Origin of the sequence: Aphanizomenon sp. CS-733/32, from assembly GCF_028330045.1 — a bacterium.
GTDB lineage: Bacteria > Cyanobacteriota > Cyanobacteriia > Cyanobacteriales > Nostocaceae > Dolichospermum > Dolichospermum gracile.
Genome location: NZ_JAQMSE010000200.1, coordinates 17,696 through 31,742, shown reverse-complemented (window position 1 = coordinate 31,742; position 14,047 = coordinate 17,696). Strand labels below are relative to the sequence as shown.

At 38.8% G+C, this 14,047-nt stretch carries 13 protein-coding genes and 1 pseudogene; 4 read left to right on the top strand and 10 right to left on the bottom strand.

Features of this window, described 5'->3' with window-relative positions; translation table 11 throughout:
* Window positions 1-39: 39 nt before the first annotated feature.
* The 6 genes and pseudogenes from PN471_RS15975 to PN471_RS15950 form a co-directional block, all read right to left on the bottom strand.
* Window positions 40-468, bottom strand: a complete 429-nt coding sequence (locus PN471_RS15975) for an FHA domain-containing protein (RefSeq protein WP_193896857.1) — start codon at window positions 466-468, stop codon at window positions 40-42.
* A gap of 96 nt (window positions 469-564) precedes the next feature.
* Window positions 565-2,982 carry a heavy metal translocating P-type ATPase gene (locus tag PN471_RS15970; protein ID WP_271777693.1) on the bottom strand — a complete coding sequence of 806 codons (2,418 nt, stop codon included), beginning with the start codon at window positions 2,980-2,982 and terminating at the stop codon, window positions 565-567.
* Window positions 2,983-3,491: 509 nt separating this feature from the next.
* Complete coding sequence (locus tag PN471_RS15965) at window positions 3,492-3,767, bottom strand: TM2 domain-containing protein (protein ID WP_271777692.1); 276 nt, start codon at window positions 3,765-3,767, stop codon at window positions 3,492-3,494.
* A gap of 481 nt (window positions 3,768-4,248) precedes the next feature.
* On the bottom strand, window positions 4,249-5,775 hold the full coding sequence (locus tag PN471_RS15960; RefSeq protein ID WP_271777691.1) for a CPBP family intramembrane glutamic endopeptidase: 1,527 nt from the start codon (window positions 5,773-5,775) through the stop codon (window positions 4,249-4,251).
* 158 nt (window positions 5,776-5,933) lie between these two features.
* Window positions 5,934-6,629: a Uma2 family endonuclease gene (locus tag PN471_RS15955; RefSeq protein WP_271777690.1), complete on the bottom strand. Its 696-nt coding sequence runs from the start codon at window positions 6,627-6,629 to the stop codon at window positions 5,934-5,936.
* A gap of 84 nt (window positions 6,630-6,713) precedes the next feature.
* Window positions 6,714-7,187: pseudogene (locus tag PN471_RS15950) on the bottom strand (hypothetical protein).
* 142 nt (window positions 7,188-7,329) lie between these two features.
* Here PN471_RS15950 and PN471_RS15945 point away from each other — a divergent pair.
* On the top strand, window positions 7,330-8,025 hold the full coding sequence (locus PN471_RS15945) for a potassium channel family protein (RefSeq protein ID WP_027402359.1): 696 nt from the start codon (window positions 7,330-7,332) through the stop codon (window positions 8,023-8,025).
* 54 nt (window positions 8,026-8,079) lie between these two features.
* Here the strand turns inward: PN471_RS15945 and PN471_RS15940 are convergent, their stop codons facing one another.
* On the bottom strand, window positions 8,080-9,210 hold the full coding sequence (locus PN471_RS15940) for a tetratricopeptide repeat protein (protein WP_271777689.1): 1,131 nt from the start codon (window positions 9,208-9,210) through the stop codon (window positions 8,080-8,082).
* Window positions 9,211-9,276: 66 nt separating this feature from the next.
* Complete coding sequence (gene queA / locus PN471_RS15935; RefSeq protein ID WP_271777688.1) at window positions 9,277-10,413, bottom strand: tRNA preQ1(34) S-adenosylmethionine ribosyltransferase-isomerase QueA; 1,137 nt, start codon at window positions 10,411-10,413, stop codon at window positions 9,277-9,279.
* A 162-nt stretch (window positions 10,414-10,575) separates the two neighbouring features.
* Here queA and PN471_RS15930 point away from each other — a divergent pair, with 162 nt between their 5' ends.
* Window positions 10,576-10,965 (top strand): hypothetical protein, encoded by a 390-nt coding sequence (locus tag PN471_RS15930; RefSeq protein WP_193894038.1) that lies wholly within the window; start codon window positions 10,576-10,578, stop codon window positions 10,963-10,965.
* A gap of 52 nt (window positions 10,966-11,017) precedes the next feature.
* On the opposite strand, the gene PN471_RS15925 is transcribed toward PN471_RS15930, so the two are convergent.
* Entirely contained in the window at window positions 11,018-11,458 is a 441-nt protein-coding gene (locus tag PN471_RS15925) for a YraN family protein (protein WP_271777687.1), read from the bottom strand.
* Between the two features lie 14 nt (window positions 11,459-11,472).
* On the opposite strand from PN471_RS15925, the gene PN471_RS15920 reads away from it, so the two are divergent.
* Window positions 11,473-11,976 (top strand): pentapeptide repeat-containing protein, encoded by a 504-nt coding sequence (locus PN471_RS15920; protein WP_193893887.1) that lies wholly within the window; start codon window positions 11,473-11,475, stop codon window positions 11,974-11,976.
* Between the two features lie 65 nt (window positions 11,977-12,041).
* Here the strand turns inward: PN471_RS15920 and PN471_RS15915 are convergent, their stop codons facing one another.
* Window positions 12,042-12,653 (bottom strand): Uma2 family endonuclease, encoded by a 612-nt coding sequence (locus tag PN471_RS15915; RefSeq protein ID WP_271777686.1) that lies wholly within the window; start codon window positions 12,651-12,653, stop codon window positions 12,042-12,044.
* Window positions 12,654-13,097: 444 nt separating this feature from the next.
* On the opposite strand from PN471_RS15915, the gene PN471_RS15910 reads away from it, so the two are divergent.
* Window positions 13,098-13,988, top strand: coding sequence for an ATP adenylyltransferase family protein (locus PN471_RS15910; RefSeq protein WP_271777685.1), 891 nt, complete (start codon window positions 13,098-13,100; stop codon window positions 13,986-13,988).
* The last annotated feature ends 59 nt before the right edge of the window (window positions 13,989-14,047 follow it).

Genomic DNA, 14,047 nt, shown 5'->3' with positions numbered 1-14,047 from the left:
TGTTGTCTACTGAAAAATGGGAATTAAATCAAGATTCTGTCAAGCTTCTGAATCTTCAGTCATGCCAGGATTGATTAATGTAATGTCGTACTCAATCGCATCTGTTGAGGAAAAAATCTCTGTATTTTGCAGCAGATAATAGATAGCACGAACTTGAGGCGCGAAAATAACTTCATCTTCATTGCGGAGGTTATGAGCGGTAATTTTTCGCCCGTTGATCATTAAACCATTAGAACTGGGTTTTCCTTTGGCATCACCATCTACAATTCGATAATAATAGCGTTGACTATTGGGGCGCGGTAATCTTACTAATGTGGCATGATAACGGGAAACAAACTGGGAGAATAGACGGATATTGCAATCTCGATCTCTACCAATAGAATAAACGGGGTTTTCCAAAAAAAATTCTTTCCGTCCTTGGTCATCTTCAATAATCAGTAGATGGTTTTCATTTTTTGCTGCTTCCATTGCCATGATTGTCCCATCAATTAACAGTCACACTTTTGTTACCAAAGAGGTTTTCTCCTGACTCCTGACTCGTGCTATAACTTTGACTTTGTACTGCTAGGGGACAAACCTCCTTAATAAAATTGAGTTGGTAACAACACTAACGGAGCTAAAAGCCATTAATGCTGCTGCGCTGGCGGGTCCTAGAACGAAACCGCAGACAGGTAATAATATACCAGCCGCGAGGGGAATACCTATCGTATTATAGGCAAAAGCCCAAAATAAATTCTGACGGATGGTGTTAAAAGTGGCTCGACTTAGCTGAATCGCCTTTACAACATCGGTCAGGGAATTTCGCATTAAAATAATTTCCGCTGTTTCCATAGCGACATCTGTTCCCGAATGTAGGGCGATACCAACATCAGCCTGTGATAAGGCCGGAGCATCATTGATGCCGTCTCCTACCATAGCAACAAATGTGTTGATTTTCCCACATTGAAGAGATTGAATGGTGGCAGCTTTTTGGGCTGGGGGGATACCTGCCATGATGTCGGTGTTGGCGATTCCTAGTTGTTGAGCGATCGCCTGCACTGCTTCTAATCTATCACCACTGAGGAGCATGACGCGCAAACCCATTTGGCGGAGTTTATCCACTGCGGTTTTCGCATCTGGTCTCAGGGTATCACTAACGGCAATTAATCCGGTTAATGTTCCATCTACCGCCACACCAATGACGGTTTTTCCTGCTGAGGCTAGTCTTTGTCCCTGTTGTTGGGCTGTTTCATGAATCTTGATTTGGTGGTGATGAAACCATTCCCAGTTACCTAAAAGCACTTTTTTGCCCTCGACGACAGCGGATACGCCCATACCTGGTTCGGTGTGGAAGTCTACCGCATGAGGGATGATTAACTCTCTGGTTTTGGCTTCTTGCTGAATGGCTGTAGCTAGGGGGTGATAAGTCCCACTTTCTACGGCGGCGGCTAGTTGAATGAGGGATGATGGTAAAGTTGATTCTTCAATAACAATACAATCAGTGACGGTGGGTTTACCTGTGGTGAGAGTTCCGGTTTTATCAAAAACTACCGTGTCTAGTTTATGGACCTTTTCTAAAACGTCCCCACCTTTGATTAATAGTCCCCGTTCTGCACCCATACCCGTTCCTACTAAAATCGCTGTCGGGGTAGCTAATCCTAAAGCACAGGGACAAGCAACTACCATGACAGCGATCGCTAATTTTAAACTAATTAACAGGGCAGAATATTGAGTATGCGGGACTAAATTTTGGGAATCATGTCCCATATTATGAGCCATTGCCATCGCCCCGGACATGGTAACATCTGGCCAGAGGTGAGTTCCCAATAAATACCAAAATAGGAAGGTTAAACCAGCCGCAGTTAAGACACCATAGGTAAAATACCCAGCCACCGTATCAGCTAATTTTTGGACCGGGGCTTTGCGAGTTTGGGCAGCTTCTACCAAAGCCACAATTTGGGCTAGAATTGTATCATCACCGGTGCGGGTAGCTTGAATAGCGATCGCTCCCAATTGATTTAAAGTTCCCCCAGTCACAGCATCTCCCGGTTGCTTCATCACAGGTACTACTTCCCCTGTCAGCATCGCCTCATCTATGGTAGTTTGTCCAAACCGCACCTCACCATCTACCGGAATTTTATCCCCTGGTAACACTTGCAACCATTCACCCACACGCACCTGTTCCGCTGGAATTTCCATAATATTGGCCCCAGCAATCAATTTTTCCGGTTCTGGGTTAATAATTAACCGGGCTGTTTGGGGGGCTAAAGCCAACAATTGGCGAAATGCTTTAGCAGCCCGTCCTCTAGCCTGTTTTTCTAGAGTCCTCCCCAACAGAATAAAACCCAACATCATCACAGGTTCATCAAAAAAGCATTCCCAACCCATTTGGGGAAACAATAACGCCACTAAACTTGCAATATAGGCTGTTAGCGTTCCCAAGCCAATGAGAGTATTCATATTCGCCGCACCCCGTCGCCAACCTAGCCAACCTTCCACTAAAATTGGTCTACCAGGAATCATAATAGCGATCGTCGCCAATCCACAATGAAACCAGATATCATTTAAAAACGGAAAAATAACAGATCCAATATTGCCAAAATGACCAATTCCTGATAAAAGCAGTAATAAACCAGCAATTCCTAACTGTCTAACTATCCCCTGCATTTCCTGGCGTTGTCTTGCTTCTGGATTCGGGATTGCAGATTTATCACCAGTACCTTTAGCCGTCCGTAATTGGCTAGGAAACCCTGTAGCCGTTAATCCCTGAACCAACGCCTCTACATCTACAGTACCAATTTCTACCTCTACGACTGCAACTTCCGTTGCCAGATTAACACAAACGCTTTTCACTCCCGAATGCTGAATAAGCTGTTTTTCCACCGCATTCACACATCCAGCGCACTTCATCCCCCCAACATCCAAAATAATTTTCTCTGAGTTAAGTATTTTTGTGGGGGGTACAGATTCTATAAGTATTTCAGATTTTGGGATCAGTTGCATGGCTAGTTTTGAGGTTCGCTTTTGTTAGTTTAACGCTTAATAACCAGCGTCTCTACTTTGAGGTTAAGCGAAATCTGTCACTTTCACCAAGTGAACAATATTAAGTTTCCCCAACCCCCCAAAATCATCTAAATCACTCTCACCCTCAGCCGTCAGCGAACAGCTATCAGCAAGAATTGAATTGATATAGCGTTTCCCAGTCTAATGAAGTACACACCAATTTGTTCCCTGTTCTTAAAACTCTTACCTTTGCGTCTTTGCGCCTTTGCGTGAGACTAAAACTCATATCCAAATTACAAAAATCATAGTTTAATTTTAGCCGTGTAAATTACAGCAGTTAATTGTACTGGTAACATCAAAATTAGGCTTTTACAGAAATAATTAATGTCCCAGTCTGATACTATACTAAAATATCCCGTACTCATTATTAGCAAGACAAGGAAGTGCATCTGTTTATATTTAAGAAACATATTTGAGAAACTGCATATTAATTGGACATGACAAACTTTCTAAAACCAACCTTGCTTATTCACAAAGTAGGTATTAACAAATTCTTCATGAGATTTATTTAAGTAAATCATAGCTTCAATTAAACCAACAAGCTGCATAACTATTAGTGTAAATCCATAGGAAAAAGAACCACCAATAACAGAAACTATTAACATAATAAAACCTTCTAAAGTATAACCAAGAATAAATTTATGTAGCCCAAATCCACCAAAAATAATTCCAGCATAACCAGCTAACAGTTGTTTCATAGTGTGAGATGGGTTGATATTAGTCATATTGAGCGATACTCCTTAGTGATTGGTAATTGGTAATAATTATTTATTGGTAATCCTATATATGAATTAAATGATGATAAGATGCTTATAACAAGCAATCATCAAAATACTAAATTTTTTGTTCAAACATAACAAAATTATCAGAAAAATATTGTGCTGAATACTCACTAAATTTTAGGTAATAATTAACCTTGAAATCAGTAAATATCCAACACTATTGATTTGTCTACATATCTATTATTGTCAAATCCGGAAGATTTTTTTAAGAAGTAGGCAAGCAAAATTAACTAGATAAAAGATTTGGATTTAATGTAGGGGTAGCGCCCTTCTACCCCGATATTTGGGGCAACCACAGGGGGTTTGCCCCTACACAATTAATTGGTTTAGGGATTTTTAAAATGTGCAATTAATTTTTTCCAACTATTTAGCTGAGAAGTTAGGATCAAAACGATTACCTATTCCCTATTCCCTGTTCCCTAACTTAATTATTGCCACCTAAAAGAAACAAACTGATTAACGTGCCACTGTTCCAGAGACTATGGAGAAGCATAGAAGAAAGTAAATTGCGCGATCGCGTGTAAACTATTCCTAGTACCATTCCTAATGCTGTCAGCGGGAGTATTTCTGATAAACTCAGGTGAGCAGCCGCAAATAACAAACTACTGATGAAAATTGCCCCCCAAACCGAAGTATAACGAGTTAGAGATGGTAATAAAAACCCTCGAAATAGAAACTCCTCAAACAATGGTGCAGCTATAGCTGCGGTAAAGAAAAATATCCCCAATGCCGTATTATCCCGGCTTTCTAGTGCCATTTGTAAAAGTGGATTACTGCCACCCTGTCCCTGCCACAATTTCTGATTAATCAGTGATACTACTACCACAATCGGTAAAGCCGTACAATAGCCACCGAATCCCCACAAAAACCAATTACTGAAGAAATTGAAGCGAAACCAGTTGTCAGGAAGGGGGAAAAAACGCCTAATGGAAAAATATAGAACTGACAAAGAACCAAAAGCCACTAACATATAACTAATTAAAACCACAGAAGCTTCAATTCTGGCATTTCCTGTACCACGAGGAATAGGCAAAATAGATAATAATTCGGGGATAAATAATTGTCCCATTAAGAAAAATCCGAGGACAAAAACTTGAATAATTATTTCCCAATTCCAAGGAGTAGACCAAACTAAACCGCCATTTGTTGCTAATATGGATTCTCGACCTTTAAGAAATCTTTGAACCAATAAGGAAATCAGCAGAATTAACCCTAAAAAAGCTGTTAAGGTAGGGATAGTCGCAATTACCGCTAATTTTAACAATGCTTGGGTTGCCGCTGCTTGTTGGGCAATTTTCAGGGCTGCTAGGGCTTCTTGACGTTGTTGGAGTTGATACAATTGTTCTAAGGCCGTAGAACGAAACCAACCATCTAAATTTTGTTGAATTAGTTGTTCAGCTTTGGGAAATAAACGAGGGGGTTGACTCCACATTCCACTTAATACTTGAGCAGTTTCTTGATATTTAGAATTGATATTCGATGATTGCTGTAATTGATTCCAAGTTTTAATAGCGTTGTCTGTTTCCTGTTGCTGTGCTTGTAAAATTCCCAGTCGCAAATCTACTTCTGCCAATAATTTTTCTTGTTGTTGGATAGATTTTTGTAAACTTTTTCCTGCTGCGGAAACTAGAGTAGCTGCTGAAGATTGCAGGGTTGCTAATTTTTTCTTAGTTGCCTCTAAACTAGTTTTGACAGATTCACTCGCTTCCCGATATTGCTTTGTCGCACTCATCTGAGGATTAGCGCCGAGAATGGATTCTTGAAGTGTTTGAATACTTTCGTCGCTACTGTCTTGTGGTTGCCATGCTTGGGCTTGTAAGACAATATTCGTTTGGTACAATTCTAGACGACTCTGGAACTGAGGTTTTTGCCAGCTACTTAATAAAGACAACCCTGACAACATTATCGCTAACAAAGTTAGCCCAATTAACAGCAACCGTTTAATTGTCATCTATCCCCCTTGGACTTATAAGTACAGGAGCATCAGCCCCTTGGTAATTATAAGCCAGTACCACAGGATGGAATTAAAATTTAAAAAAAGTAGCTTAGATTAGATCTATCGCTCTTCTACCCCCCCTGAACGGTTACGAATATTTGACTTAAATTATATCACAAACCTGATAAACGCTGTAAAAATTCTGTGTGTTCTGGTGAATTTAATCCTGTTTGCAATACTTCTAAAACCTTAACCATATCTCCTGCTAATAATGCCGTTACAGATAACCATAATCCGGGCATAACTTGACTTTTAATAATTCCCTCTGTATCAGGTTGCAGTAATATATATTCACTGTCATATAACCCAAACCAATCTAATTTATTTTCTAAACTCTGCCAAACAATATATTCTTGAATGCCGTTACGTTTATAGGCTTTTTTCTTATCATATAAATCATAAGCTGCACTGCTGGCGGCAATTTCCGCGACTAATTCCGGTGCGCCTTCAATATAATCATCATCGGTAATTCGAGATTTTCCACCCAAACTTTCATCAATTAATAAAACTCCATCGGGTTGAGGTTCATTATCTTGATCTAATCTGATGGTAGGTTCTATTCCTAATTTAATTCCGGGGGTATGAATTTGATAATTTCCTAACCAAATCATCAATTTAGCATGGGGTTCTGCATGACGTTGAAAGCGTAAAGGTGAAGCCACGTAAACTACTCCTTCGATTAATTCAGCTTTTTTAATATCGAGACTTTCAGCATAACGACGTTCAAATTGATGGCGTGATAAGCGATCGCCATTTTCTAATGGTAGAATTTGAGAAGTTGGGTTAGTTTGTGGCCGTTGCATTACCATTTGCTATACCTCCAAGAATTAATTTACACAATCAGTAGAGAAAACCCCATGAAGGGCGGGGAAACCCCACCCCTACATCATAAATTATTTGGCTGGGGGTAAAGTTCCACCACTAGCAGCCGGTGGTTCTGTGTAATCGCAAAAGATATTTACCCCTATTTTCAGGATATATAAAACTATCACAGTGGCGATACCTTCGGTCAGCGCTTACGCTATCGCCGGATCAAGAGGTAAACCACTAGATGAAGCTAAACCTACTAAGGAAACTATTACACCTGTAAGTAAAGGAGAACTGCCAGGATTTTTGGTGTATTCTTTGATTTGGCCACGAAACCCGTCATGACCACAAAGTTCATTTCGCAAGGCTTTGAGGGTGATTTGTAAAAGTGACTTATCTCCTCCCATCATAGCTTGACCATTTTTTTCTTGCCATAAATCTTGAAAAGCCGTTTCCATATCGCCATTGTGCTTTTCTAAATGATCCATTGCTTCCAGTCCGGGGGTATAATCAGGCATTAATTCCCGCATACTTTGGATTTCGCTGTTAGTTATTTGCATAGCTGATTCAGGTTGTTTATTTAGTAGTATCAGAATTAACTACATTATGGACATGAATTATTCATTCCGTATTTAGTATACGAATTACCAATCACCAATTACCAATTACCAATTACCAATCACCAATCACCAATCACCAATTATGAACCTTTCATCCTTAAAATTTCTTCGCAGTTTACGTAAAGATAACCACCAATTTGCTGTCATTGGGTTAGGTCGTTTTGGTCGTTCTGTCTGTTCAACACTGCATAATTTAGGTTATCAAGTATTAGCTACAGATGTTGATGAAAAACGGGTTTCCGAAGCATTGAACGAAGAAATTGTTGGTCATGCTTTGCAACTCGATTCAACTGAATCAGCAGCCCTGAAAGAAGCCGGAATTTTTGAATTTGATACCGTTATTGTCGCCATTGGTAACTACGTTCAGGAAAGTATTATTACTACCTTAAATGTGAAAGAAGGTGGTGTACCTCACGTAGTTGCAAAAGCCTCTAGTGAAGTTCACCGCAAATTATTACAACGAGTGGGCGCAGATCATGTAGTATTTCCTGAATATGAAGCTGGTTGTGCTTTAGCACGAACACTCACTAAACCGGGAATTTTAGAAAGATTTGATCTTGACCCAGATAACAGTATTGTGGAGTTAATTGTCCCTGATGAATTTCATGGGAAAACTATTGCTGAACTGCAACTGCGTAACCGCTACGGTTTAAATATGTTGGCTGTCAGTCATGATGGTAAATTTATCATTAATCCCGAGCCAACTAAACGTTTAGAAAAAGGTTCTGCAATGGTAGTAATTGGTTGTAATAAAGATATTAATCGTTTACCAATATAGGGAATAGGGAATAGGGAATAATAATTTCCTCAATGACCAATGACCAATGACTAATTATTTTGGATTTGTGATTTGTTTATCTGGTGTCGAATTCGGTAAAGTAGTTTTCTCAGTTGTCGAAGTATTTGCAGGTAAGTCTTCAACCGGGGGAAGATTTGCGGGCGCTTGTTCAACTGGTGGAGTAGTAACTGCTGTTGCGCTACCGGGTTGATTTACAGGCGGTTTTTTGGGTGCTAAAATTTGGGTAATTTGCTGGATGATTTGTTCAGTTTTGGCAACTTGCTCAGTATTTCCTTGTGTTATATACTGTTGACGAGCGCGTCTTAATGCTTGAGCGGATTCCTGAAAAACACCTTGATTATATAAAGCTACTCCTAAGTTATAGTGAGCAGAGGTGTTTTTAGGATTTTGCAGAATTGCTGCTTTATAAATATTAATTGCTTCAGCAATTTTACCTTGATTTACTAAAAGACTACCTAAATTATTGTAGGCTACAGAATTTTCCGGATCTATTTTTAGAACTTCCCGATAGGCGGAAATCGCCGATTCTACTTGACCTTCTTGTTGTTGAACAATTGCTAAGTTGAAATAAGCATTTTCATGATTTCTATCTAAATTAATTGCTTGTTCATAAGCAGAAATAGCATCTTGACGCTGATCTTGCTCATAAAATAAAACTCCCAAGTTATAATGGGCATCAGCTAATGTGGGAGTTACCACTAAAGCTTGACGATAAGCTGTAATAGCGGCTTCTTTTTGTCCCTGTTTTTGTAAAGCTACACCCAAATTATAATAAGCTGATCCCAAATTAGGATTTAATCTAATGGCTTCTCCAAATTCTTGGATAGCTAGATCTAAGTGATTTTGTTGTAAAAGAATATTCCCTAAATAATTTCGGGCTGCACCAATATTAGGATCTCGTTCTAAGGCTTTACGAAAAGCCATTTCTGAACCTTGAAAATCTTGACGACCATAAAATGTTACTCCCTGTTGAAAAGATATCGCTGCTTCTAAATCTTGGGAAACAACTTCTGCTGCTGATACCTGACTGTTGGGAAAATTAATAATTGCAGGTAAAGTCAAGATTAAGAATGCAGAAGAAGTAGAAAGGATACTCATTAAAACTTGCTTATATGTAGCCTTAGCTATGTTAAAAGACGGATATTTATGACATTTTTGATACATGGCTTACTACCCTTTAGTTATACTGAATCTAATCTAAATTAGATTATCCATCACTTCATTAAAAATTCATAATTGAATACTTTTCCCTTCTGGTAAGATTAACATAGCATCACCGAAAGAGTAGAAGCGGTATTCAGAACTAATTGCTTGCTGGTAAAGATCCAATAATCTTTCTCTACCAATTAAAGCACTAACCAGCATCAATAGACTAGAACGGGGTAAATGAAAATTGGTGATTAACCCCTCCACAACCTGCCATTTATACCCCGGATAAATAAACAAATTTGTCTTCCCGACAAAGGGCTGTAAATCCCCAGATTGTGCCGCACCTTCCAAAGCTCTTACCGCCGTTGTCCCTACCGCAATAATTCGTCCCCCAGCAGCCTGAGTAGCCCGAATTTGCTCAACGGTATCAGCAGGAACTTCAATCCATTCTTCGTGCATGGCGTGGGTAGTGACATCTTCTACTTCCACTGGGCGGAAAGTACCGATACCAACATGGAGAGTAATAAAAGCCTGATTAATGCCATTACTACGCAACTTTTCTAATAATTCCGGTGTAAAATGTAATCCTGCCGTTGGGGCGGCGATCGCTCCCTGTTCAGCCGCATACACCGTCTGATACTGTTCATCAGCCGCAGTAGAAGCCGTAATATAAGGAGGTAGGGGAATCTGTCCAAACTTCCCTAACACCTGCACTAAAGGCACTGCTGGGGGCAAATCAAACTGTAATAATCGCCCCCCAGTTTCTAGATCTGACTCAACAACTGTCGCCCTCAATTCCTGTTTATTCCCATCTCCTCCCGCTGTAAAAATAATCTCACTACCCACCTTAAAGCGCTTTCCAGGCTTCACCAAAGCCAACCAGCAATTATGCCCTCGTTCCTCCAACAGCAACACCTCCACCCCCGCACCTGTATCCTTACAGCCATATAGCCGAGCGGGAATTACCTTTGTATTATTCATAATCAATAGATCACCCGCTTTCAGCAATTCCGACAAATCACGGAAAATGTGATGTAGAGGTGGTATAGTCTTAGCCGTTTCGGGAGAATTTATCACCAATAACTTAGAACTATCTCTAGGAACAGCAGGGTTTTGGGCGATTAGTTCTGGTGGAAGTTCGTAGTCATAACTAGACAACGAACAATCTAAATTAACATTTTGTGTTTTCGCTTTATCTTGTATTATTTGTCGCTTCATATTCATCAAGTAATTGGTAATTGGGAAAATTATTTCTCCCTGCCCCCTGCCCAGATTGGGTAAATCTCCCCATAGAACAACGGGTGCTTTTACCCTACCCAGAACCCCACCCTATTAACGAAGATAGATATGTAGAACTAAATTTAATCCCATAACATGATGATGGAATACTTATACTATCTAGGCAATGCCACCCTCACTCTGAGAATCGTTCAATACTTACATGGTAGACCGCAACTTCCCGTGTCCTTTGTGAGCGTGATTCATCAAATTGATGGTTGGGTAGTCAGAATTAAACTCAAAGAAACAGTCTCAGATCAACAAGATGGTGATTTTCGAGCTTTCTTGAGTGAATTGGGAATTAGCTATCAGCCACCAATGAGAGTCCAAATGGCATTTTGGAGTTTAGAATCTGGACAAACACCCATAGACGTAATGCGTCGTTACCAAGTAGCAGTTGTTTCTCATGGTAGCCCGGAAAGAGAAGAAATTGAAGCATTTAGACAACAATTTGTTCGCGGTTTAGGCTACTGTCCAGAAACACTTGCTTAAACAATTCTCAATTAAGTATCGCAAAGTAAAAATAATTTTGCAATCATGATTATTACTGTTCAAAAGCTGCCTCAATATATTGTAGCAGCTTAAATTCATATCCAGATATAGATAAACGCTCTAAAGATTCTTTGCCAATAGTCCTTTTACTTTGTAATTGATAATGAACAAGTGCCACATCAAAGCGACAAGCATAATCGGCTTTTTGTGGATATTCAGCTAAAAATATTTCCGCCGTCCGCCAGATTTTTGCCTGTTTTTGGGGATTAATGGCATTTTTTCCCCCTTCATCCCAATTACCAGAACTCCGGGTTTTCACTTCAACAAACGCCAGCATTGTGTCTTGATATTCAGCGATAATATCAATTTCCCCCCAACGACAACAAAAGCGCCGCTGCAAAACTTCCCAACCTGTAGATTGTAACCATTTGGCTACCAGGTCTTCACCTATGTTACCAATATCTGCATAATTAAATGGAGAAGGATTAGCCATTAATTAACAATACCATGAATACTAAGCATCCCAATTGGATCAGTATACTCAGTTTATTACTTTGGGTGATGATTTCCACCACAGCCTTAGCAACTTTTGTCCCTTCTGCTGTAGCACTGGAATATAACAAAGAAATTCTTATCAGTGCTGATTTTTCGGGACGTGATTTAACAGATTCTAGTTTTACTAAAGCAAATCTTCGCTACAGTAATTTCAGTCACTCTAACTTAAGAGGAGTGAGTTTTTTCGCCGCCAATTTAGAATCAGCAAATTTACAGGGAGCAGACCTAACTAATGCTACACTTGATTCAGCGCGGTTAATTAAAGCCGATTTAACCAACGCCATTTTAGAAGGAGCATTTGCGGCTAGTGCCAGATTTGATGGTGCTATAATAGAGGGTGCAGATTTTACTGATGTCCTACTGCGTCGAGATGAACAAAAGAAACTATGTAACGTAGCAAAAGGTACTAATCCCGTGACAGGAAGGGAGACAAGAGATACTTTATATTGTTCTTAGATTCAGATCAGATCCCCGACTTCTTTGAGAAGTCGGGGATCTGACGCTGACGACGCTTACAGTATTTATATATTTTGTAAAATTTGTGAAAGTGTTAATTTGAGTTCTGGAAATAATGGCGATATAATTAAATCATCACCTCTAAATTGATTAACTATGTATTCATCATCAAGTAAAGAATAAATAGAAATAGTTGGTTGTTTAGGATTACCAATAAATCTTTTACCACCGAAAGCACCATAATCAACTATCCAATATTCAGGAATACCCATTGATTCATAATCATTGGTTTTATGAGTATAATCTGTTTGCCAATTACTACTAACAATTTCTATTACTAAAGGAACTGAAGCGGCTTGAGTAATGGTTGATTCTTTTTTCCATAAAGGTTCATTAGGTAAGTTAGCAGGATTAAGTAATAAAATATCAGGTGAATAGGCAGATTCAGATTTTGGTGTTTTGATTAATGTTGTTTTAGGTATGAGGTAAGAAAGATTAATTCTATCTAATTCTCCTGATATCTTACGGGCTAAAAAACCAATTACGAATTCATGATCTCCTACTGGTGGGTTCATTTCTACAATTTCTCCATTGTGTAATTCATAACGTGATCCTGTTTCTGGATAGGATTGGATAAACTCCTCAAAGCTGACTGATTTGGTTAAGGTTTGAACCATGATTCACCTCTTGAATGGTGATAATTTGCTGATTTTAATTATACTATATAGAAATCTGATATTACAGGAAATTTTGGTTCTAATACTCCCCTTGGAGGGTGTTTAAAAAGTCATAATTGCTGTATCAAATATTTTACCCCTCCCTAGTCCTCCCCTTATAAAGGGGAGGGAACTAGATTTTTATTGTATCCCCCCTTCACAAGGGAAAGGGGGATACCACTTTTAAAACAACCTCTTATGGAAAAGAATATTAATTTAATTTTTGTAGGTTGGGTTGAATGAAGTAAAATCCAACATTGGCTTTAAGATAGTAAGATTTTTTTGGTTTTCTTGCGTCAACCCAAAGTACAATAAATGTTTACATAAAGGGAACGGTAGAGCCGAAATTATTGATTTCATGTAACCAATTTATGATATAAAATTGTTAGTTATATCCTATAAAATATGCACCAGCAGGAAATCCGACTTAAACCCGGTACATTATGGACAAATCTCAAAAAAACCACCGAACTGGCTTTAAAATCTGGAGCTTTAAAATCTATTCCCACAGAAGTGGAAATTTTTGAACAAGATGGAATCAAGTTTGTTGTCAGAATTTTAGAAAATATCAATCGCAAAAAAGCTGATCAAGAAAAACAAAATCAAACACCCTCTAAAACTGGTAAAGAATTTAATCCTTTTTTACCTTATGAAGAAGCTTTATTTGTGGCGGATATCTCTCCTACTCACGTTTGTATTTTAAATAAATTCAATGTTGTTGATTATCACTTTTTGATAATTACCCGCGCTTTTGAACCACAGGAAAGCCTACTTACCCTAGAAGATTTTACAGCTATGTGGGCTTGTTTAGCAGAATTTAATGGGTTAGTATTTTATAACGGTGGTAAACTTGCCGGTGCGAGTCAACCACATAAACATTTACAAATTGTCCCTTTTGCAGAAACAGATATTCCCATTTCACCACTTGTAAAAGCTGCAAAATTAGATAATTCCCTGGGAACTATCCCAGAATTTACCTTTGTACACGCTTTCACCGAAATTAACTTGGGAGAAAGTGCTGAAATAACCTACAAAAAATATCATACATTACTACAAACTTTGGGAATTAAACCCCTAGAAAATCATAAGCAATCAGGAGCATATAATCTCTTAATAACGCGAGAATGGATGTTAATTGTTCCCCGACAATTTGAAGAATTTGCAGAAATTTCTGTGAACTCATTGGGGTTTGCAGGGGCATTATTAGTCAAAAACCAACAACAAATGCAACTATTAAAAAATATTAGCCCTATTAACCTTTTAAATAATGTTGCTTTTCCTCTACAAAAAAAATGAAGATCCCCGACTTCTTTTTTATCGTCTGAGCAAATTATGAATTAATATAAGAAGTCGGG